At 73.2% G+C, this 20,972-nt stretch carries 20 protein-coding genes and 1 riboswitch; of the genes, 16 read left to right on the top strand and 4 right to left on the bottom strand.

What is annotated here, in order from left to right; genetic code table 11:
• Positions 1-954: tetratricopeptide repeat protein (locus E1300_RS34605; protein ID WP_207400118.1), on the bottom strand; the 954-nt coding region annotated here is incomplete at its 3' end.
• A 121-nt stretch (positions 955-1,075) separates the two neighbouring features.
• Here E1300_RS34605 and E1300_RS34600 point away from each other — a divergent pair.
• Genes E1300_RS34600 through E1300_RS34590 form a run of 3 tightly spaced genes read left to right on the top strand, consistent with a single transcriptional unit; the run spans position 1,076 to position 3,425 of the window.
• Entirely contained in the window at positions 1,076-2,329 is a 1,254-nt protein-coding gene (locus E1300_RS34600; RefSeq protein WP_131761327.1) for a S8 family peptidase, read from the top strand.
• 36 nt (positions 2,330-2,365) lie between these two features.
• The gene (locus E1300_RS34595; RefSeq protein WP_131761326.1) at positions 2,366-2,986 is read left to right on the top strand and encodes an RNA polymerase sigma factor; all 621 of its coding nucleotides are present in this window, start codon (positions 2,366-2,368) and stop codon (positions 2,984-2,986) included.
• Complete coding sequence (locus tag E1300_RS34590; protein WP_131761325.1) at positions 2,961-3,425, top strand: hypothetical protein; 465 nt, start codon at positions 2,961-2,963, stop codon at positions 3,423-3,425. Before E1300_RS34595 ends, E1300_RS34590 begins: the two co-directional genes overlap by 26 nt.
• Before the next feature lie 4 nt (positions 3,426-3,429).
• Here the strand turns inward: E1300_RS34590 and E1300_RS34585 are convergent, their stop codons facing one another.
• Positions 3,430-4,437 carry a patatin-like phospholipase family protein gene (locus E1300_RS34585; RefSeq protein WP_131761324.1) on the bottom strand — a complete coding sequence of 336 codons (1,008 nt, stop codon included), beginning with the start codon at positions 4,435-4,437 and terminating at the stop codon, positions 3,430-3,432.
• 189 nt (positions 4,438-4,626) lie between these two features.
• Here E1300_RS34585 and E1300_RS34580 point away from each other — a divergent pair, with 189 nt between their 5' ends.
• The 10 genes from E1300_RS34580 to E1300_RS34535 all read left to right on the top strand — a co-directional run bounded on the left by E1300_RS34580 (position 4,627) and on the right by E1300_RS34535 (position 14,114).
• Complete coding sequence (locus tag E1300_RS34580; RefSeq protein ID WP_131761323.1) at positions 4,627-6,198, top strand: carboxylesterase/lipase family protein; 1,572 nt, start codon at positions 4,627-4,629, stop codon at positions 6,196-6,198.
• 87 nt (positions 6,199-6,285) lie between these two features.
• Positions 6,286-7,416 (top strand): sensor histidine kinase, encoded by a 1,131-nt coding sequence (locus tag E1300_RS34575; RefSeq protein WP_131761322.1) that lies wholly within the window; start codon positions 6,286-6,288, stop codon positions 7,414-7,416.
• Complete coding sequence (locus E1300_RS34570) at positions 7,413-8,075, top strand: response regulator (RefSeq protein ID WP_131761321.1); 663 nt, start codon at positions 7,413-7,415, stop codon at positions 8,073-8,075. Before E1300_RS34575 ends, E1300_RS34570 begins: the two co-directional genes overlap by 4 nt.
• 103 nt (positions 8,076-8,178) lie before the next feature.
• On the top strand, positions 8,179-8,475 hold the full coding sequence (locus E1300_RS34565; RefSeq protein ID WP_131761320.1) for a YiaA/YiaB family inner membrane protein: 297 nt from the start codon (positions 8,179-8,181) through the stop codon (positions 8,473-8,475).
• A gap of 228 nt (positions 8,476-8,703) precedes the next feature.
• Positions 8,704-9,645 (top strand): dienelactone hydrolase family protein, encoded by a 942-nt coding sequence (locus tag E1300_RS34560; protein WP_131761319.1) that lies wholly within the window; start codon positions 8,704-8,706, stop codon positions 9,643-9,645.
• 323 nt (positions 9,646-9,968) lie between these two features.
• A complete protein-coding gene (locus tag E1300_RS34555) occupies positions 9,969-10,496 on the top strand; it encodes an ATP-binding protein (protein WP_165503126.1) in 528 nt (175 codons plus the stop codon).
• Positions 10,493-11,446 (top strand): SAM-dependent methyltransferase, encoded by a 954-nt coding sequence (locus E1300_RS34550; RefSeq protein WP_131761317.1) that lies wholly within the window; start codon positions 10,493-10,495, stop codon positions 11,444-11,446. Before E1300_RS34555 ends, E1300_RS34550 begins: the two co-directional genes overlap by 4 nt.
• Before the next feature lie 122 nt (positions 11,447-11,568).
• Positions 11,569-12,615 carry a hypothetical protein gene (locus E1300_RS34545; RefSeq protein WP_131761316.1) on the top strand — a complete coding sequence of 349 codons (1,047 nt, stop codon included), beginning with the start codon at positions 11,569-11,571 and terminating at the stop codon, positions 12,613-12,615.
• A 27-nt stretch (positions 12,616-12,642) separates the two neighbouring features.
• Positions 12,643-13,464: a class I SAM-dependent methyltransferase gene (locus E1300_RS34540; RefSeq protein ID WP_165503125.1), complete on the top strand. Its 822-nt coding sequence runs from the start codon at positions 12,643-12,645 to the stop codon at positions 13,462-13,464.
• A 20-nt stretch (positions 13,465-13,484) separates the two neighbouring features.
• Positions 13,485-14,114 (top strand): SAM-dependent methyltransferase, encoded by a 630-nt coding sequence (locus tag E1300_RS34535; RefSeq protein WP_131761314.1) that lies wholly within the window; start codon positions 13,485-13,487, stop codon positions 14,112-14,114.
• A gap of 6 nt (positions 14,115-14,120) precedes the next feature.
• Here the strand turns inward: E1300_RS34535 and E1300_RS34530 are convergent, their stop codons facing one another.
• Positions 14,121-14,954: an exodeoxyribonuclease III gene (locus E1300_RS34530; RefSeq protein ID WP_131761313.1), complete on the bottom strand. Its 834-nt coding sequence runs from the start codon at positions 14,952-14,954 to the stop codon at positions 14,121-14,123.
• Between the two features lie 234 nt (positions 14,955-15,188).
• Between E1300_RS34530 and E1300_RS34525 the strand changes: the two genes are divergently transcribed.
• Positions 15,189-16,334, top strand: a complete 1,146-nt coding sequence (locus E1300_RS34525) for an FKBP-type peptidyl-prolyl cis-trans isomerase (RefSeq protein WP_131761312.1) — start codon at positions 15,189-15,191, stop codon at positions 16,332-16,334.
• Positions 16,335-16,582: 248 nt separating this feature from the next.
• Positions 16,583-19,663, top strand: a complete 3,081-nt coding sequence (locus tag E1300_RS34520) for a transglycosylase domain-containing protein (protein WP_131761311.1) — start codon at positions 16,583-16,585, stop codon at positions 19,661-19,663.
• 220 nt (positions 19,664-19,883) lie between these two features.
• Here E1300_RS34520 and E1300_RS34515 read toward each other — a convergent pair whose 3' ends face one another.
• Positions 19,884-20,267, bottom strand: coding sequence for a DUF8711 family protein (locus E1300_RS34515; RefSeq protein WP_131761310.1), 384 nt, complete (start codon positions 20,265-20,267; stop codon positions 19,884-19,886).
• Positions 20,268-20,317: 50 nt separating this feature from the next.
• A riboswitch (SAM riboswitch) is annotated at positions 20,318-20,434 on the top strand.
• A gap of 42 nt (positions 20,435-20,476) precedes the next feature.
• Here E1300_RS34515 and E1300_RS34510 point away from each other — a divergent pair.
• On the top strand, positions 20,477-20,972 hold a 496-nt coding region (locus E1300_RS34510; RefSeq protein WP_131761309.1), incomplete at its 3' end, for an aminotransferase class V-fold PLP-dependent enzyme.

Raw genomic sequence — 20,972 nt, 5'->3', positions numbered from 1 at the left:
CCGGCGCTGCCGCCCGAACAGCCGCGCCGCCTCCGCCGCGCGGTCCAGCGCCGTGTCCGGGCGCCCGGCGGCGAGCGCGCAGTCCGCCGCCGTCAGCAGCAGCTCGGCCCGCTTGGTCGGCTGCCCGCCGAGCCGCTCCAGCCGGGCGAGGGCCCCCTCCGCCTCGGCGAGCGCGTCCCGCGACAGCCCGGCGGCGAGCAGCGCCGCGCACCGGTCGACGCTGAGCGAGAAGTCGACCGCGCCGAGCTTAGCGAACCGCTCGGCGGCCGTGTCGAAGCAGGTCAGCGCGGTCGGCAGCGCGCCGATCCGGAGGGCGAGGACGCCGCGGTGGACGGTCGCGTCCACCGATTCGAGCTCCTGCCCCGTCCGGGCGAACAGGTCCTCGGCGCGCTCGTAGTCGTCCGCGGCCCGCCGCACCCGCCCGAGCGCCAGATGGCAGGACGCCCGCTCGGTCAGCGCGCGCGCCTCCCACATGAGGTCCCCGGCCTGCCGCAGCGTCGCGATGGCGCTGTTGAGGTCGGCGAGCGCGTCCCGGTGCAGGCCGAGGATCAGCAGGACGCCGCCGCGGCGCAGCAGGATCCGGCCGTTCAGCAGCCCCTCGGACCGTCCGGCCGCCGCGTTCAGCGCGTTGCGGCCCGCGGTCGTCCGGCCCGCGAACACCAGCGCGACGCCGAGCGTCGCGAGCACGTCCGCCTCGCGGTCGGCGGACCCGGACGCGCGCGCGAACCGCAGCGCGGTCCGCAGCTCCCGGACCGCGTCCCCGCTGTCGCCGAACTCGCGCAGGACGATCCCGGCGGCCTGGTGCGCGACCGACGCGGTGTGCGGCGGGGGCGTCCCGGCGAGGATCCGGCGGGCCCGCGCGAGGGCCTCGCGGGGGCGGGAGAGCGCGAGCGGCAGCAGATCCGCCTCGTCGTCACCGGCCGCGCCGCCGGCGGGGTCCGGACGCCCGGCCATATCCCACTGATGTAGCGGCTCCCGCCACCCGCCGCAACCCTCGCGCGGATCCGGATGTATCAGAGTGGCCGCCACCGGCCTCCGTAGGGGTGGTCTCCTGCGGCATCCGAGAGGAAGAGTGATGGACGCGGTCTTCGAAGCCCAGTTCCGGATGATCAGGCAAGCGTGCGCGAGGGAGGGGAAGCACATCGACGTGGCGCTGCGTCCCGGCGGCGAGGCCGCGTACGCCTACCAGGCCGAACGCCTGCTGGTCCTGGACCGCGGCGACAACGTCGCGCGGATCCGGCGCCACCTGCCCGGCGTGTACCCCGTCGACGAGACGGCGCCGGGCGATCTCGTCGTGCTCGCGACCGACCGGCTCGACGACGGCCGCCTCACGGTCCCGGAGGCGCTGGAGACCCTTCGCCGCGAGGTCGGCGCCGAGCGGTTCGCGCTGGACGGGAGCGGGCTGCCGCTGGCGTCGCCCGTCCACGTCCTGCACCTGTCCCGGCTGTGCATGGCCACCGAGCCGGAGACGCCGAACGGCGCGGAGTCGGCGCCGTGGCCGCCGCCGTGCTCGCCTCCGGAGGGCGGCCACGAGGTGCGCGTCGCCGTCGTCGACAGCGGCCTCATGGAGAACTTCGACGAGGCGGACTACCCGTGGATGACCGGCGTCACGGGCGAGCCCGACCCGCTCGGGCCCGTGTCGCCGGGCACCGAGCGGCTCATCGAGGGCTACACAGGGCACGGCACGTTCGTCGCCGGGGTCGTGAAGTGCATGGCGCCGTCCGCGACGGTCGCCGTGTCGAACGTCTTCGCCAACAGCGGCGCGGAGCTGGAGACGGAGGTCGTCGCCGCGCTCGACCGCGTCGTGGCGGCGCACGACCCGCACATCGTGAACCTGTCCGCCGGGACGTACACGCAGGGCAAGGTGCCGTCGCTGGCCTTCGAGACCTTCCACGCCCAGCACCCCGGGGTGGTGATGGTCGCGCCGGCCGGCAACGACGCGACCAGCGCGCCGTTCTACCCCGCCGCCTACGACTGGGTGGTCTCGGTGGGCGCGCTCGGCGCCGACCGCCGGCACCGGGCGTGGTTCAGCAACTACGGCGACACCGTGGACGTGTACGCGCTCGGCGAGGCGCACGTGAACGCCTACACGTCCGGGACGTACGTCTACAACGAGCCGCCGAAGGCGTCCGCGCGGCAGGACTTCACGGGCCTGGCGCGCTGGAGCGGCACCTCGTTCTCGGCGCCGCTGGTCGCGGGGCTGATCGCGTCGCGGATGGCGCGCACCGGCGAGTCCGCGCAGGCCGCCGCCGACGCCGTGCGGGACACGGCCGCCATGCAGGCCATCCCGGGCATCGGCCCGGCGCTCCACCCCTGCGACGAACCCTGAACCGACCCTGAACCGACCGGGAAGGGAGGCCGGGACATGCGGGACGACCCCACCGCGGGCGCGCTCGTGGCCCGCGCGCGCGACCACGACAAGGACGCCTGGGACGCGATCGTCGAGCGCTACGCGCCCATGGTCTGGTCCATCTGCACGAGGGCCGGCCTCGGCCGGGCCGACGTCGACGACGTCGCCCAGACCGTGTGGCTCACCCTCGTCGAGTCGCTGGGCGACCTGCGGGACCCGGCCGCGCTGCCCACCTGGCTCGCCAAGACCGCCTGGCGCGAGTGCCGCAGGGCGCTCGCCCGCGCGAACGCGGACACCGGACCGGCCGCGGGGCTCGACACCGAATCGGACGCGGGATCGGACGCGAGGCCGGACACCGGATCGCCGGTCGACCGGGCGCTGCGGAACGCCGCCCTCGTCGAGGGCTTCCGGCAGCTCGCCCCCGACGCGCGGCGGCTGCTGTCCCTGCTCATGCGGCGCCCGCCGGTGCCGCTGGAGACGATCGGCGCGACGCTCGGCATGCCCGTCGAGGCGATCGCATCGGCGCGCGAGCGCTGCCTGGACGAGCTGCGGCGCTCCCCCGCGGTGGCCGTTCTCATCAGGACCGGACCGGAGGACGGGGGTGGGCGGGATGGAAACGCCGTGGTGGAACGATGACGATCTGCTCCTGGCGGCGCTGCGGGAGGCCGAGGAGGAGGCGCGGGCCGTGCCGGCCGAGTTCGTCCGCGCGGGCAAGGCGATCTTCACCTGGCGGAGCGTGGACGCCGAGCTCGCCGCGCTGACCTACGACTCCGCCGCCGACGAGGACCTCGCGTCCTCGCTCCGCGGCGCGGAGACCGCGCCGCTGCGCGCCCTGATCTTCGCGACCCCGGAGCTGACCGTCGAGCTCCAGGTGGAGGCCGAGGCGCTGGTGGGGCAGCTCTACCCGCCCCGCGGCGGGGTCGCGGAGACGCTCCTGGCGACCGGCGAGGAGATCACCGCGCCGATCGACGAGGACGGCAACTTCGTGTTCCGTCCCGTCCCGGCGGGCGACTTCCGGGTCTGCTGCCGCCCGCACTCGGGACCGGTCGTGATGACCGGTTGGGTGAGGCTGTAGGGGGTCAGGCACGGTACTTGGCGAGGTAGCGGGCGTAGTCCCAGGTGGCCAGGAAGTCCCTGGCCGCCTGGCGTCCGCTCTCGAAGAGCCGCTCGCGGGTCCGCGCGTCCAGGTCGAAGTCGGTCGCGGAGACCCCGTCGGTGTCGGCGAACATCGACCGCGCCACGATGGACGGCTCGTCCATCAGCACGCGGTCGTGCGCGTCCGCCATCGTCGAGACGACCGCGCGGGTGTAGGTGGCGGGGCCGCGGACGGTCCGCCACTGCGGGAACGGCCCGCCCTCCGGCGGCCGGGCGCACAGCTTCACGCCGAACGTCGGCCAGCGCGGCACGACGCGGTCGCGCCGGTCGAACAGGTTGATGGGGTAGTTCGACAGGAGGCCGCCGTCCACCTGGATCGACCTGCGGCCGCCCTTCGCGCGGACCCGCCATGGCCGGAAGTACACGGGGATGGACGCCGAGGCCCGCACCGCGTCCGCGACGGACTGCTCGTCGGGGTCGAGCCCGTACCGGTGGTAGTCCCAGGGCAGGACCACCATGCGCCCGCTGCTGACATCGGACGTGACGACGCTCAGCGCGTACGCGCGCTCCGGCGGGAGCCCGCTGTCCGGGTCGTCCAGACGGAGCTGCCCGAACGTCTCGACGCCGCAGTCCTTCAGCCGCCGCGCGACCCACCGGTGCAGCTCGTCGCCGCGGTACATGCCGAGCTTGGCGACCAGCGACGCGCCGCGCCCGACCGCGCCGAGCGGCGGGCCGTCCTTGAACCGCCGGTAGTCGAGCCCGCGCATGACGCGGATCATCTCCGGCACCGGCATCCCGGCCGCGAGCATCGCCCCGGTGATCGCGCCGGCGGACGTCCCGGCGACCCGCGCCGGCCTGCCCAGCCCGTACCCCTGCTCCTCAAGCTCGGCGATCGCACCCACCAGCGCGATCCCCTTCACCCCGCCACCCTCAAGCACCAGGTCCGCGCGCTTGTTCGCGGCCCCTTCGGGAGGGTGGACCAGTTCTGCCATAGTGTCGCTCCCTTCGACGCACCGTAATAAGACGGTCACTCTGAATGGAGCCCGCGACAAGGCCCATTGACGCGTTCCAGGGTCTTTTCTTCCTGGTAGGACAGGGCCCTTGCCTCTTTCCTAGAATCGTTTTCTAATTTGGAGGCAGGCTCGGGGGACGCCAGAGGCACCGTGCTGGAAGGGGGCCCGATGAGGCTCGCTCGTACCGCATCGCTCGCGTCCGTGCTCACCGTCGCCGTGGGAGCCGCGCCCGGCGTCGCCCAGGCCCGTCCGAACGCGGCGCCCGCCGTCGTCCGGACCGACAAGGGGCTCGTCAAGGGCCAGGTCCGCGAGGACGACCGCGTCTTCCAGGGCATCCCCTTCGCGCAGCCGCCGACCGGTGCGCTGCGCTGGAGACCGCCGCAACCGGCGCGCCCGTGGACGGGCGTGTACGATGCGACGTCCCCGCGAAGCCAATGCGCGCAGATCGCTCCGCCCTACGGAGGCCAGTCCACGTACGGCGAGGACTGCCTGTACCTGAACGTCACGACACCGAAGACGAAAGGCGCCGGGCGCGGCCTGCCGGTCATGGTCTGGGTGCACGGCGGGAGCAACCTGACCGGCAGCGGCAGCCCCTACGACGCCTCGAAGCTCGCGGTGGACGGCGGCGTCGTGGTCGTCACCGTCAACTACCGGCTCGGCCCGCTCGGCTGGCTCGCGCACCCCGGCCTGGAGCGCGGCGCCGACCGGCGCTACCAGGCGGGCAACTACGGGCTGCTCGACCAGCAGGCGGCGCTGCGCTGGGTGCGGCGCAACATCGGGGCCTTCGGCGGCGACGCGGGCAACGTGACGCTGTTCGGCGAGTCCGCGGGCGCGCAGGACACCTGCGCCAACCTCGCCTCCCCGGCCGCCGCCGGACTGTTCCACAAGGCCGCGCCGCAGAGCTTCGCCTGCACCTACCCCGTGCGGACCGAGGCATCGGCGGAGGCGGACGCGGTGAAGCTCGCCGCCGCCGTGGGCTGCGGCGACGCGCCCGACCCCGCCGCGTGCCTGCGCGACGTCCCCGCCAAGACGCTCCTTGAGGCGTTCCAGGCGGCGGGGATGAACGCCGGGCCGGTCGCGGGCGGCGACCGCGTCCTGCCGCTCCAGCCCGCCGACGCCATCGCGAAGGGGCGCTTCAACCGCGTCCCGGTCCTGCACGGCAGCACGCTGGACGAGATGCGGCTGTTCGTCGGCCTCGCCTACCCGCAGCCGATCACGGCGGCGCGGTACGGGGAGATCGTCCGCGGCATGTTCGGCGCCGCCGCCGGCGAGGTCCTCGCCCGCTACCCCGCCGCGGCCTACCCCGACCCGCGGATCGCGCTGGCCACGATCGAGACCGACTTCGGCGGCCCGCTCTCCACCTGCACGCACCAGGACGCGTTCGGGGCGCTGCGCCGCGCGGGCGTCCCGGTGTACGCCTACCAGTTCGCCGACCGCGGCGCGCCGCCGCTGATCGACCTCCCCGGCTTCGACGAGGGCGCCGAGCACGCGACGGAGCTGACCTACCTGTTCCCGGGCCTCCTCGGCACGCTCACCCCGGAGCAGACCCGGCTCTCGGACGCCATGGTGGCCTACTGGACGTCGTTCGCCCGCGGCTCCCGCCCGAAGGCGCCCGGCGCCCCGTCCTGGCCGACGTTCCGGTCGTCCGGCGACGTGCTGTCCCTCGCGCCCGGAAGCGGCGGGATCCACCCGGTCGACACCGCGGCCCGCAGCGACTGCGCCTTCTGGAACTCGCTGTAGACGTCACGTGGCGGTGAGGGCCCTAGCCCCCGGGCGTACGCCTTCAGGCCAATATCCTGGACGGTTCCCGCTGGTTACGATCGGCGCATGCCCAGGCGAGCCCTCACCCTCACGCGATCGGTCCTGGCGTGGACCGGCGCCGTCGCCTACCCGGTCGTCCTCTACGCCACCGTGGCGAAGGGGAGGTCCGGCTACCGGATCAGCGAGATCGCGGCCTGCGTCGCCCTCACGGCGCTGATGGCGCACCTGCTGCGCCGGCGGCCGCTGCCCGCGTTCGCGCTCCTCCTCGTCGCGTGGATCGGCGGCGCTCCGATGACGGGCGGCGCCCCGGGCGCGTACACGGTGCTGCAAGTGCTGGTCATCGACCTCGCCGTCGGCTACCTCGCCGCGACCCGCCCCCGCCGCCTCTCGGTCCCCGCGGCCGCAGCGGCGCTCGTCCTGCAACTGCTGTCCACCGCCGCGTTCCCCGCCTTCTACGACCTGCTCACCAGCGCCGTGCTCACCGTCCTCGCGATGGCCACCGCCTGGACGGCCGGCGACTCCGTCCGCGAGCGGCGCCGACACGCCGCCGAGCTGGCCGCGCAGGCCACCGCTCGCGCCGTCGGCGACGAGCGGCTGCGCATCGCCCGCGAGCTCCACGACATGGTCGCGCACAGCATCGGGATCATCGCGATCCAGGCGGGCGTCGGCGGGCGCGTCCTCGGCACGCAGCCGGACGAGGCCCGCAAGGCCCTGCACGCCATCGAGACCACCAGCCGGGAGACGCTGTCCGGGCTGCGCCGCATGCTCACCGGGCTCCGCCGCGCCGAACCGGACGGGACGGCGCCCCGCGACCCCGCGCCCGGCCTCGCCGACCTCGACCGGCTCGCCGCCGCGACGCTGGACGCCGGCGTCCGCGTCGAGGTCCGCTGCCAGGGGGCTCCGCGCCCGCTGCCCCCGGACATCGACCTGTCGGCGTTCCGCATCGTCCAGGAGGCGGTCACCAACGTCGTCCGCCACGCCGGCACCGGCCACTGCCGGGTCACCCTCGACTACCGGGACGCGGAGCTGGCCGTCGAGATCACCGACGACGGCCGCGGCCACGGCGGCGGCGACCCCGGCTACGGCCTCGTCGGGATGCGCGAGCGCGTCGGCCTGCTGAACGGGCGGCTCGACACCGGCCCCCGCCCCGGGGGCGGCTTCCGCGTCGCGGCCCGGCTGCCGGTCGGCGCCCCGTGACCGTCCGCGTCGTCCTCGCCGACGACCAGCCGCTCGTCCGCGCCGGCCTCCGCGTCCTCATCGCCGACCACCCCGACCTGGAGATCGCCGGGGAGGCCGGGACGGGCGCCGAGGCGGTCGCCCTGGCCGCGGAGGCCCGTCCCGACGTCGTCGTCATGGACATCCGCATGCCCGGCATGGACGGCATCGAGGCCACCCGCGCGATCACCGCGCGGGACGCGGCGCCGCACGTCCTGATGCTGACCACGTTCGACGACGACGAGTACGTGTACGGCTCGCTGCGCGCGGGCGCGAGCGGGTTCCTCGTCAAGGACACGGCGCTGGAGGACATCCTCGCGGCGATCCGCGTCGTCGCCGCCGGGGACGCGCTGATCGCGCCCGCCGTCACCCGCCGCCTGATCGCCGAGTTCGCCGCCCGGCCGGAGCCCGCGCGGCACGTCCCGCCCCGCCCGCCCGGCGGCGTCACCGAGCGGGAGCGGGAGGTGCTGGCGCTGGTCGGGCGCGGCCTGTCCAACGCCGAGATCGCCGCGCACCTGTCGATCAGCGCCGCGACCGCCAAGGCCCACGTCGCCCGGCTGCTCGCCAAGCTGGACGCCCGCGACCGCGTCCAGCTCGTGATCATCGCCTACGAGACGGGCCTGGTCACCCCGCCTTCCTGATCCCCCGGACACGCTCCCGTCCGCACACGGCCGCCGGAATACTCAACGGTGGATGAGTTCCCGTACTCATGTCCCGGACGCGGGCGGGCCGCAGACTCCGGTCATGACGACCTCCTCACCGCCGCCTCCGGCGACCACCACCGCGTTCTTCGTCCAGGCGATCATCTCCTTCGCCGTCTCCTGCCTCGCCCTCGCGGGCGCCGTGCTCTACGTGCCGACCGACCCGTGGGTGCGCGCCTTCCTCGGCCTCGGCCTGCTGTACGTCGTCACGTCCACGTTCACGCTCGCCAAGTGCGTGCGCGACCGGCAGGAGAACCAGACCGTCGTGAACCGCGTCGACAAGGCGCGGCTCGACAAGCTGCTCGCCGAGCACGACCCCTTCTCGACGCCGAACATGTGAACCGGCCGCCGGAAGGCGGGGCCATCCGCATGTGGCCATGGCCGGTGGTCGCCTCCCGCGCGCGGCGGCGGCCCGGCGACCTCGTGCGGGAGCCGTGCTTCGTCGGCGCCCGACAAGTTCGCCTCGCGGAATGCGCGGCGGCACCGACAGACTCGTCACCCCGCTGAGCGGACAATCCCTCTCACGTCCCCCCACCCCGGGACGACCCGCCTTGAGAGAGGATCCCCCGTGAGCACAGTGCTGTGCCGCCGATCCCGGCTCACCGGCAGGACGAGGCGCCTCGCCGCCACGGCCCTCGCCGCCGCCCTCGCCACCACCCTCGCCACCGCGGCCGCTCCCGCCGCGGCGGCCACCACCGCCGCCGCTCCCGCCGCGGCCGTCCGCGCCGACTCCCCCTACCAGCGCGGTCCCGCCCCGACGGAGGCGAGCGTCACCGCCGCGCGCGGCCCGTTCGCCATCGCGCAGGTCACCGTCCCGGCGGGCAGCGGGACCGGCTTCAACAAGGGCACGATCTACTACCCGACCGACACCGGCCAGGGCACCTTCGGCGGCGTCGCCGTGATGCCGGGCTTCACGTCCCCGCAGTCGGTCATCCAGTGGCTCGGGCCGCGGCTCGCGTCCCAGGGCTTCCTGGTCTTCACCCTGGACTCGCTGTCCCTCGTCGACTTCCCCACCGCCCGCTCCCAGCAGCTCCTCGCCGCGCTCGACTACCTCGCCACCCGCAGCACCGTCCGCACCCGCCTCGACCCGAACCGCCTCGCCGTCATGGGGCACTCCATGGGCGGCGGCGCCAGCCTGTGGGCGGCACAGAACCGCCCCTCGCTCAAGGCGTCCGTCCCGCTCGCGCCCTGGGAGACCGACACGACCTGGCAGGGCGTCCGGGTCCCCACGATGATCATCGGCGGCCAGGCCGACACGGTCGCCCCGCCCGCCACGATGGCCATCCCCGACTACACCAGCATGACGAGCGCGCCAGAGAAGGCTTACCTGGAGCTGCGCAACGGCGGCCACGGCGCCCCCGCCACCGAGAGCCCCACGGTCGCCAAGTACGCGCTGTCCTGGCTGAAGCGCTTCGTGGACCTGGACACCCGCTACGACCAGTTCCTGTGCCCGGCCCCGGCTCCGACCACGGCCATCAGCCAGTACCGCGACACCTGCCCCAACGGTTGACCCACCCCATCCGCGGGGCGGGCCGGATCCACCGGCCCGCCCCGCACCCATGTGGAGCGCCGGGGATCGGCGGCGATCACGACGGACGCGCCGATGCGGGAAAGTGGCGGATCAACGACCCTGAGTGACCGTCCGCAGGAAGCCGGAGGGCCCTTGCATGCGCGCAAGCATCGGTGACTGGCCCTTCGAGGGTGCGTCAAAGTGTCTGTGATGCGGGTGGATCCGGTTCGCCCGCGACGCACATGCCGATGTCCGACTCCCAGCAGGCCATTGGACACATGTTCGCTTACAGCCCGACACGGGGACGTGAAGCCGCCGCCGCCATGAACGCACCAGACGCCTGGCCGGGAATGCCGGTGCTGGTCTCGGCACCCGCGCCCGCACCCTCGCTGGAACTCGCCACCTCGTCCGCCTGGAACAACGGCAAGGCCTCCGGTCGCCTCCTCGGGGAGATCGACCTCGCCTCCACGCCCGCCGCCGTCCGGCTCGGGCGCTCCTACATCCGCGAACTGGTCGGCCAGTACTTCGGCGCCGACCGCTCCGAGCTCGCCGACCTGGAACTGCTGACCAGCGAGGCGCTGACGCACTCGGTGCTGCACGCGCGGCCGCGCCGGGACGGCACCCTCACCCTGTCCGCCCTGCACCTCGACCGGTTCATCCGGGTGGAGGTGACCGACGGCGGCGCCATCCCCGTCCAGCAGCGGCACCCGGACGACCCGCCGCAGACCCAGGGGCGGGGCATGGCCGTCATGAAGGCCCTCGCCGCCGACTTCGGCACCCAGCGCAACCGGAACGGGACGATCACGTTCTGGTTCGGGACGGCCGTCCGGGAAGGCTGGCGCCTGCCGTGACCGGAGGGCCCGTGCCGAGCCTCGGCCAGTGGGCCGCTCCTCCCGCTCCCGAGCCCGGCGAGCCGGAGGAGGCCCGGCCGGGGCCCGCCGCGACGACCCCCAGCATCGCCAGGATGCACAACTACTACCTCGGCGGCAAGGACAACTACGCGGCCGACCGCGAGGCGGCCGACGACGCGCTGCTGAAGGCGCCGGCCATGTCCCGGCTCGCCCAGGCCGGCCGCGCCTTCCTGGAGCACGCCGCCGGACGCCTCGCCGCCGCGGACGGCCTCCGCCAGTTCGTGGACATCGGCTGCGGCCTCCCCGTCCCGAGCGGCCGGACGTGCGACGGCGCCGGCGACGTCACCGACCCCTGGACGGAGCCCGGCACGGACGACGGGACGATCTACGGGACGGGCTTACGGGCGTCCGGCCGGTGCACGGGCGGTATCGCCGACGTCGTCCGCCGCGCCGATCCGTCCTGCCGTGTCGCCTACGTCGACAACGACCCGATGGTCGTCTGCCACGCGCGGGCCCTGCTCGCCGTGGACGCCGGCACCCGCGCCGTGGACGCCGACCTCCGCGAGCCCGCCGCGCTGCTCGCCCATCCCGAGCTCCGGCAGCTCATCGACCTCGGCCGGCCCGTGGGGGTGCTGCTCGGCGGCGTCCTGCAGTTCCTGACCGACGGTGAGGATCCGCGCGGGATCGTCGCGGCCCTCGCCAACGGCCTCCCACCCGGAAGCCGCATCGTCCTCACCCACGCGGTCAGGACCCCGGAGATGGAAGCGGTGTCAGCGCTCCACGACGACGCCGGCGTTCCTTTCACACCGCGCGGACGCGACGAGATAGCGGCCCTCTGCGGCGACCTCCACATCGACGCGGGCCATCCGGTGAATCTGCCGGTCGCGGAAGGAGCCGACGGAGCGGGACCCCTCCCGCTCGTCGGCTGCGTCGCCCGCAAAGCCGAATGAGCACGGCGACGATGGCGCCGGCGATCCGGGACCGGACGGACGCGTATCGGCATCGGCCATTCCTCTCGGCCGTTCGGTCGCTACGATCGGAAAGTCAGCGGGTTCCGGCGCTAGGGCGAGTGATGGCAGCGGACGGCGAGCCGAAGTCCCTCTCCGAGATCACCAGGGAGATGGGCCTCAACATGTCCGATGTCGCGGCCTTCTCCGGACTGGACGAGAGCACCGTCTTCCGGCTCTGGGACAACACCGAATGGCTGGACCGCGTCAGCGGCCGGTCACTCCAGAGCCTCATGTCGTCCGTTCCGGGAATCGCCGAGTACTCGATGGCGCACGCCATCCGCAAACGCCGCGACGCGCTCGTCGCCGACCTGCACGGCGAGGGCCTGGAGGTCGACCTCCACGCGCTGGAGAACTCGACCGTCCCGCAGCAGCACCTGCTCAACGCCCTCGAAGCGGGGCTCCACATCGTGCGGGGCGAGGCGACCCAGAAGACCTCGTCCTTCATCGCCCGCTTCTGGGGCCGCGACCAGGACCGCGCGCTGGAGGCCCTCTACTCCCTCGACGCCGGGCACGGCCTCCTCAACGACCCCCACCGCCTCTTCGAGTCGTCGATCGACCTGGCCCCCCGCCTGAACCGCAAGACCTACTCCTTCCACTCGATCCTGGCCCTCAACATCCTCACCCACCAGGTCAGCAAGGTCACCGGGGAGATCGACACCGACCTCGGGTTCGAGGTCCCCGGCCGGCAGACCGCCTTCATGATGCGCGGTGTCGTGATGGGCTCGCTCATCAGCTCGGGCGACGTCGATCTCGCCGAGCGCTACCGCAGGGAACTGGACGCGACGCCCGTGTACGCGGCGCTGGAGGAATGGTCGTTCCCCACCTACAGCCGCGACGGCCGGATCAGCTCGGATTTCACCCTGCCCAGCTCCCTGTCACTGCGCAACACGGCACGCGAGGTCCTCCGGGAGATCACGACGTACAACGACGCCTACGTGTACTACCTGGTGTCGACGTACATTCCGCTCGCCCTGAAACGCGACCGCACGTTCGGTGGCAAGATCAACGAGTTGATCCTGGCGCTGGAACTGCGCGGGACCGAATGCCGGGACAAGAAGATCCGGACCTGCTGCGACGAACTGGTGAGGCGGCTCAAAGGCATGGTCTGAGGTCCATGCCGAGGAAATGGGGGGCTGGTGGAAGACACGGCGCGAGCGATCGCGAATCTGACGCGGGAGAGATGGGAGGCCAACGCCCAGTACTGGGTGAGGATCATCCGGGAGGGGCGGGACCGGTACCGCACCGACCTGACCGACGCGGCGATCCTGGACGCGATCGGCCCGTGCGCGGGCCTGCGCGTCCTGGACGCCGGATGCGGTGAGGGCTACCTCGCCCGCGCGCTCGCCGCGCGCGGCGCGGACGTCGTCGGCGTCGACGCCTGCCAGGGCCTGATCGACGCGGCCGGCGCCGTCCCCGCACCGGGCGCCGTCCCCGGGCCGGGCGCGGGCGCCGTTCCGGGGCCGGGCGCGGATCCCGCGGCGGACGGTTCGCTGTCGTTCACCTGCGCGAGCGTCGACGCGCTCCCGGTGGCTGACGACAGCGTCGACCTCGTGGTCTGCAACCACCTGTTCAGCCACCTCCACGACCCGACGGCCGCGATCGGCGAGTTCGGCCGCGTGCTGCGCAGCGGCGGGCGGCTGGTGATCCTCACCCTCCACCCCTGCTTCTACATCGAGAACTCCGAGCAGGGCGCGATGAACTCCGTCCCCGCGTCGCGGTACTTCGCGCCCCGGGGGATCGACCAGCGGTTCGTGGTGGACGGCCTGGAGTCCCCCTCGGTGATCACGTCGTGGCTCCGGCCGCTGGAGTTCTACTCTGGAACGCTCCGTGACGCCGGTTTCGTCATCGCCGACCTGCGCGAGCCGCACCCCACGGAGGACATGCTCCAGAACGACCCGTGGTGGCGCAAGGGCTTCCCGACGGCGCTGTTCATGCTGCTGGTCGCCGAGCGCCGCTGACCGGCGGTTAGAGTCGCGGGGTGGAGGACGTCCCGCAGCACCCCGCGGACCGCCGGCGCCCCGCGGACCGTCCGGACCTGGCGGACCATCCGGACCGGCTCCGCTGGAACGCCAAGTACGAGTCCGGCGCCGGTTCGCGGTTCGCGGCCCGTCCGCTCGCCGAACGCGCGCTCGCCCGGCCGCTTCCGGACGGCCCCGTGCTGGACCTCGCGTCCGGGCCGTCCGGAAGCGCGCTGCTGGCCGCGCAGGCGGGACGCCGCGTCACCGCCGTGGACATCTCCGAGGTCGCGCTCGGCCGCCTCCTCGCGGAGGCGCGGCGCCGCGGCGTCGAGGACCTCGTCACCGCCGTGGAGGCCGATCTCGGGGCCTGGCGTCCCGGACCGGCGGCGGGCCACGCGCTCGTCCTGTGCCTCGGCTACTGGGACCGCGGCCTGTTCGGCCCGGCGGCGGCCGCGGTCATGCCCGGCGGCGTGCTCGCCTGGGAGGCGTTCACCCTGGACGCCCGGCGCGACCACCCGTCCCTGCCCACCGAGTGGTGCCTCGGCCCCGGCGAGCCCGCGTCCCTGCTGCCCGGCGGCTTCACCGTCCTGGAGGAGACCGACGTCCTGAGCACCGGGAAGCGACGCCTGCTGGCCGAGCGGCGGAGCTAGCGGCGCTCAGTCGATGTCCACGACGATCGGGGCGTGGTCGGACGGCCCCTTCCCCTTGCGGGCCTCACGGTCCACGTAGGCGGCCCGGACCCGGTTCGCCAGCGGCTCGCTCGCGTAGAAGAGGTCGATCCGCATCCCCAGGTTCTTGTGGAACATTCCCGCCCGGTAATCCCAGTAGGTGTACGGATGGGGCCCCTTCATCGGTGTGGGGACCACGTCTTGCAAGCCCAGGGCCCTCAGCTCGGCCAGCGCCTTCCGTTCGGGCTCGGTGACGTGCGTGGACCCCTCGAACGCGGACCGGTCCCATACGTCCTCGTCCGTCGGCGCCACGTTGTAGTCGCCGCAGGCCACGAGCGGCCCGCCGTCCGCCAGCTCCCCGGCGAGCGCCGTGCGCAGGGCGGCGAACCACTCCAGCTTGTAGGCGTAGTGGGCCGAGGCGGGCGTCCGGCCGTTCGGCGCGTACAGCGACCAGACCCGCACGCCCCCGCAGGTCGCGCCGATCGCGCGGGCCTCCGGACCTGGCTCGGCCGGCTCGGCGATCTCCCCCTGCACGCCCTCGCCGGGCTCCGGCTCCTCACCGGCGTAACCCGGCTCGCCGTGGAAACCGAGTGAAACGTCCTCCAGGCCGATCTTGGACAGCACCGCGACGCCGTTCCACCGTCCGTCCCCGTGCGCGGCGGTCTCGTAACCGAGTTCCGCGACCTCGGCGGACGGGAAGAGATCGGCGCGGCACTTGGTCTCCTGGAGGCACAGGACGTCCGGACGGGTCTCGTCCAGCCAGGTCAGCAGGCGCGGCAGCCGGGCCTTGACCGAATTGACGTTCCACGTGGCGAGGCGCATCCCCCCACCCTGCCACTCGCGGCCCGCCCGGTGCGTGGGCGGGATGGGCCCGCGGCACTATCCTGGTGGCTCCCGTTCCCGTGCCCCGCTCCCTCCCGGTCCGGTCCCGGCCGTGGTATCGACCGGTAGATTGCGGGTCGGCCGCCTTTGCTCGGTTTTCACGCTGTGCTTAGCCCGGCAGTGGGAGGGTGGTCGTTTTCGTGATGTCGTCGAACCCGGAGCGAGTGAGGAACCATGTCCGAGGATGACAAGCCCCGGGGCGAGCCGGCGGTCAAGGCGAAGGCGAAGATCCCCAACGCCAAGAGCATCCGGAGCCCGGAGTTCACCCCGCACGGCATCAGCGCCGGACGCGGCAGCGGGCTGAACCGCCCGTCCGCCCTGACCGCCGCGCAGGCGCGCAAGCGCCGGATCGCGACGATCGCCGGGATCGTCGTGGCCGTGCTGGCCATCGCCGGCGGCACCGCGTACTACGTCACCCGCCCCGGGCCGAAGATCACGGTGAGCGGCAAGTTCGCCGCCGAGCCCAAGGTGAAGATCCCCGAGAAGCTCGCGCCGAGCGACACGCTGAAGACCACCACGGAGATCAAGGGCACCGGTCCCGCGATCGCCGACGGCGACACCATGTACGTCAAGTACGCCTTCTACCAGTGGTCCAAGGCGTCCTCCGACGACGACTCGAAGAAGAAGAGCACCAGCAAGAAGCTCGGCTCGTCCTACGAGCAGCAGCCCGGCCAGACCGACCGGCCGCTGGTGGTCGGCAAGAGCGGCGTCAAGGGACTCGACAAGGGCCTGATCGGCCAGACGGTCGGCAGCCGCGTCGTGCTGCAGATCCCGCCGTCGCAGGGGTTCGGCGAGCAGGGCTCCCAGCTCGGGCTGTCCAAGAACGACTCCGTCGTGTTCGTCGTGGACGTCCAGGCCACCATCCACAAGAACGCCGCCCCGCAGGGCACGCCGGTGAAGCTGGACGACAAGAAGCTGCCCAAGGTCGAGGACCAGGGGGCCGGCAAGGCGCCCAAGGTCACGATCCCCAAGGTGGACGCCCCGTCCAAGCTCCAGGTGAAGACCCTCGTCCAGGGCACCGGCCCGGCGCTCGCCAAGAACGACGACGCGATCGTCAACTACCAGGGGCAGATCTGGAAGACCGGCAAGGTCTTCGACTCCAGCTGGGCGTCGGGCAGCCCGGCGAAGTTCCCGATTGGCACCGGCGGCACCGTCCCCGGCTTCGACAAGGGCCTCACCGGCCAGAAGGTCGGCAGCCGCGTGATGCTCGTCCTCCCGCCCTCCGAGGGCTACGGCAAGGAGGGCAACTCGCAGGCCGGGATCAAGGGCACCGACACCCTCGTCTTCATCGTGGACATCCTCGCCAAGACGGTGAAGTGACCGCCACGTGACCGCGGCCGCCGGACGGCGGCACGGTGAAGGTTCGGTAAAGGCGTGGAAGCGCCGAGCGGCGGGGCCACCGTACGGCCCCGCCGCTCGGCGTTTCCGGGCTTTTGCGACCGATGTCACGACAACCGGCGGGCCCCGCGGGTCGTCCTCTCATGGGAAGCCGGGCGAGTGTGCAATGAGCTGCCCGACACATGGATGCCCTCAGGTATCGTCGGTAACGCAATAATCACGGGGGGCTTGTGAGCAGCAGTAAGAAAGGCCCGAAGGACAACGAGCCCGGCGGGCACGGCGAACACGACCGATACGACATTACGGACGAATCACCCGACGGCGCGGAGCGCGGCGGCGACCGCACCGGGACGGACGGCGCAGGTGACCGGGCTCCCGCGCCTCCCGGCGACGCGACCGCGTCCGCACCGGAGCCCGCGGCACCGTCCGCGACCGCGACGATGACGGCGGACGGCACCGAAGCGGACGGCACCGAAAACCCTCGGGCCCCCGAAATTCCGCGGCCTCGCCGCATATCTCAGAACGGCGACAAGAACGGCGGTACCGCCCCGTCCGCGGACGAAGACGGCGACACCGCCACCACCGGAGCCGACACCACTGCCAACGGAGCCGACGCCGACGCCAACGGGGCCGACGCCGACGCCGAGCCCCCCGCGGCGGAGAAGACGCCGGACGGCTCCGCCTCCCCCGCCGCCCTCCCAACGTCCTCCGACTCCCTCCCCTCCCCCGCCTCCCCGACCATGCCCGACCTCCCCGCCACGTCCGGCAACCCCGCCGAACCCCCCGCCCCCGCCGAGACCGCGCTCCCCGCCGAGCCCGCCCCCGCCAGCGAGACGGCGGCCCCCGCCGAGCCCACGGCCCTCAACGAGACCGCGCTCCCTGGCGACACCGCAGCCCCCTCCGAGACCGCGGCCCTCAGCGAGGCCGCAGCCCCTAGCGGCACCGCCGCCTCCCCCAAGGCGTCCGCCCCCGACGACGAGACCTCCGACCCCGGCGAATCCCCCGGCACCGCGTCCCCCACCACGCCCCCCATCAAGGCCGAAGCGTCCGGCACGACCGCCTCGTCGGACGGCGACAACGCGACCGGCGGGTCCGCCGCGTCCGAGCAGGGCGGATCACCTCCGCGCCGGTTCGGCGGACGTCCCGGCGGGGGCGGCGGAGGCGGCAAGGGACCGAAGGGCTCTCCGAAGAAGATGCGCAGCCGCAAGGCTCGGTACGCGCGGCGGATCCTGTTCCTCCTGCTGGGGTTCATCGGGTTCTGCATCGCCGCGTTCGGCATCGCCTACCTGTTCACGCCCGTGCCGTCGCCGCAGGAGCAGGCGATCGCCCAGGGGCCGACGTTCTACTACTCCGACGGCAAGACGGTGATCGCCAAGACGGGCGTCAACCGGGACGCGGTCAAGCTCGACCGCATCCCTCCGGGCGTCCGCAACGCGGTCATCGCCGCCGAGAACCGCAGCTTCTACCAGGATCCCGGCGTCTCGGTCCAGGGCACCGTGCGGGCGTTCTGGTCCACGGCGACCGGCGAGCAGTTGCAGGGCGGCTCCACGATCACGCAGCAGATGGTCCGCAACTACTACGGCGGCATCGGCAAGGAGCGCTCGGTCACCCGCAAGCTCAAGGAGATCATGGTCGCCCTGAAGGTCGGCCGCGAGAAGGACAAGAACTGGATCCTTGAGCAGTACCTCAACACCATCTACTTCGGCCGCGACGCGTACGGGGTGCAGGCCGCCGCCAAGGCGTACTACGGCAAGGACGTCAAGGACCTGACGCCCGCCGAGGGCGCCTACCTCGCCGCCGCGATCCAGCAGCCGAGCAACTTCTCCGACCCGACCGGCTCGCACCGCGTCTACGCCGAGCAGCGCTGGCACGCGGTCGTCGCCAACATGGTCCGGGACGGGGCCCTGACCTCCGCCCAGGCGTCCGCGATGCGGTTCCCGGCGCCCGTCAAGGAGAAGATCACCGACATCCTCAAGGGCCAGAAGGGCTACATGGTCAATGTGGCCAAGAAGGAGCTCGTCGAGCGCCGCGGCTTCAGCGAGGACGAGATCAACCGCAGCGGGCTGAAGATCACCACCACGTTCGACCGGAAGCTGATGGACGCGGTGAAGCAGGCCGTGACGTCCAACACCCCGTCCGGGATGAGCAAGCGCATCCGCACCGCCGTGGTGTCGGTCGACCCGTCCACCGGGCAGGTCCTCGCCTTCTACGGCGGGCGCGACTACCTCACCGAGGCCGCGAGCAGCAGCTTCTACGACACCGCGCAGGCCGGGTCGGGCTTCAAGCCCATCGCGCTCGCCGCCGCGCTGGACGACGGCAAGACCCTGTCGGACACCTACGACGGCAGCTCGCCGCAGTACTTCAGCGGCTCGTCCGTCAAGAACGACAGCGGCGAGAGCTTCGGCATGGTCAACCTCGTCACCGCCACCGAGCACTCGGTCAACACCGCCTACGTCAACCTCGGCCGCGACATCGGCAACGCCAAGATCGCCGCGATGGCCGAGAAGATGGGCATCCCCGCGTCCCAGATGACCCCGGAGCAGCGGGCCGCCGCGACGTTCCCGCTCGGCGTGGTGTCGCTGCACCCCGTCCAGCAGGCCGGCGTGTACGCGACGTTCGCGGCCGAGGGCCAGTACCGGACGCCCTACGTGGTCAAGTCGGTCGTCGACAACCGGGGCCAGACCCGCAGGTTCACCGAGAAGGGCCAGCGCGCGTTCAGCGCCCAGGTCGGCCGGGACGCCACGTACGCGATGGAGCAGGTCGTCGAGGGCGGCACCGGACGCGCCGCGCAGCTCCCCGACGGCCGCGACGTCGCCGGGAAGACCGGCACCACCGACCAGGGCCGCGCGATCTGGTTCAACGGGTTCATCCCGCAGATGGCGACGACGGTCGCGATGTTCCGCAGCGACAACAAGCCGCTGAACATCCCCGGGTACGGCGCCTACGGCGGCCAGCTGCCCGCGCAGATCTGGAACTCGTACATGAGCGAGGCCGTCAACATCAAGGACTACGCGCCGAAGTCCTTCGGGTCCCCGTCGGAGACGCCGGGCAGCGGCTACGGCGGCCCGCCCTACTCCAGCAGCCCCGGCGGGACCGAGCCGCCGTCCAACACGGGCCCCACCCGGAACCCGTCGCCCACGGGCCCGGGCCGCCCCGAGGAGCCGAAGCCGACCCGCGGCCCGACCGCGCACCCGACGCCGCCCGGCGGCGGTGACGGAGGCGGCGACGGCGGAGGCGACGAAGGCGGCGGAGACGGGGACGGCGAAGGCGGCGGCGGAACCAACCCCGGCCGCCCCGCCGGAAACGGCTGACCGCCAACGTCGTCGGCGTCGGCGTCGGCACGCGCCGACCGAAAAAGAAGAGGGCCTGGCGCACACAGGCCGACGACGAAGAAGGCCCGGCGCACGCCGGGCCGATGAGAAGGAGCGCCTGGCGCACACAGGCCGACGACGTAGAGGGTCCGGCACGCGCCGGACCATGAAAGAAGAGGGCCCGGCACGCGCCGGGCCCTCTTCCCCTTCTCGGAGATGCTCAGTCGCAGGCCTTGCCGATCCGTGCCGGTGTGTCCCTCATCACGGCGTCGAGCTGCGAGGCGTCGCCCGTCCCGACGGCCGCCGCCGCGGCGCGGAGCCGGTCCGCCTCCGCCTTCAGCGCCTTCTCCAGCTTCCCGTCACCGGCCTTGCCCGCGAGCCCGTCCAGGCGCCCCGCGAGCTGCTCGGTGGCCTGCCGCCACTGCCCGGGCTCCGCCGCCGACACGCTCCTCACCTGGGTGATGTACTGCTGGAACGCCTTCCTCGTGTCGGTGCAGACCTGCGCGGAGTTCCCCCCGCCCAGCGCCCCGCACCCGCCCAGCAGACCGGACGCGCCGAGCAGCACCACGCCCCCGGCCAGCGCCCGAACCACCCGGTCACGCATCGCACCCTCCCCTTTGATCTCCGTCGGCATCCGCATATACTTCCGCATCAGGTCATGAGCGCCAGCGTCAAGCCCCGGCTAGCTGGCCGGCAACCCTTCGTCCGCGATGGGGTGCCCCGGGTGAGGACCAGGCCGGGCGCAACACCGCGCCCCGGCAAGCGCGGACCCTGTGCGGCACCTCGGGGTCCCTGAGCCCGGAAGGTTTCCGCATGCCCACGCTCACCTCCTCCACCGCCCCGCACGCCCCGATCACGTCTGCTGTGACGCACCGCCCGGGGGCCCGGGTTCGCCCCGACTCCGCGCCGCCCGCGCGGATCGTCGGCGCCGGCGCCCTCGTCCCGCTGAACGACGGCCGCCGCGTCCCCTACGCCAACCTCGACTACGCCGCCAGCGCCCCCTGCCTGGAGGCCGTGCAGGACGCCGTCACCCAGGCGCTGCCCTACTACAGCAGCGTGCACCGCGGCGCCGGCTACGCTTCCCAGGTCACCACCGACGCGTACGAGCGGGCCCGCGAGACCGTCCGCGGCTTCCTCGGCGCCTGGGACCGCGCCGCCGTCGTCTTCACCCGCAACACCACCGACGCGATGAACCTGCTCGCGCACGCCGTCCCGCAGGGCACCACCGTCGTCGTCTTCGAGACCGAGCACCACGCGTCGCTGCTGCCGTGGCGCCGCGCCGTCCGGCTCCCCGCCCCCGCGACGCCCG

Source organism: Actinomadura fibrosa (genome assembly GCF_900659615.1).
Classification (GTDB): Bacteria; Actinomycetota; Actinomycetes; order Streptosporangiales; family Streptosporangiaceae; genus Spirillospora; species Spirillospora fibrosa.
Note: the sequence above shows the minus strand (reverse complement) of the source record. Positions and strands in the feature narration are given on the sequence as shown.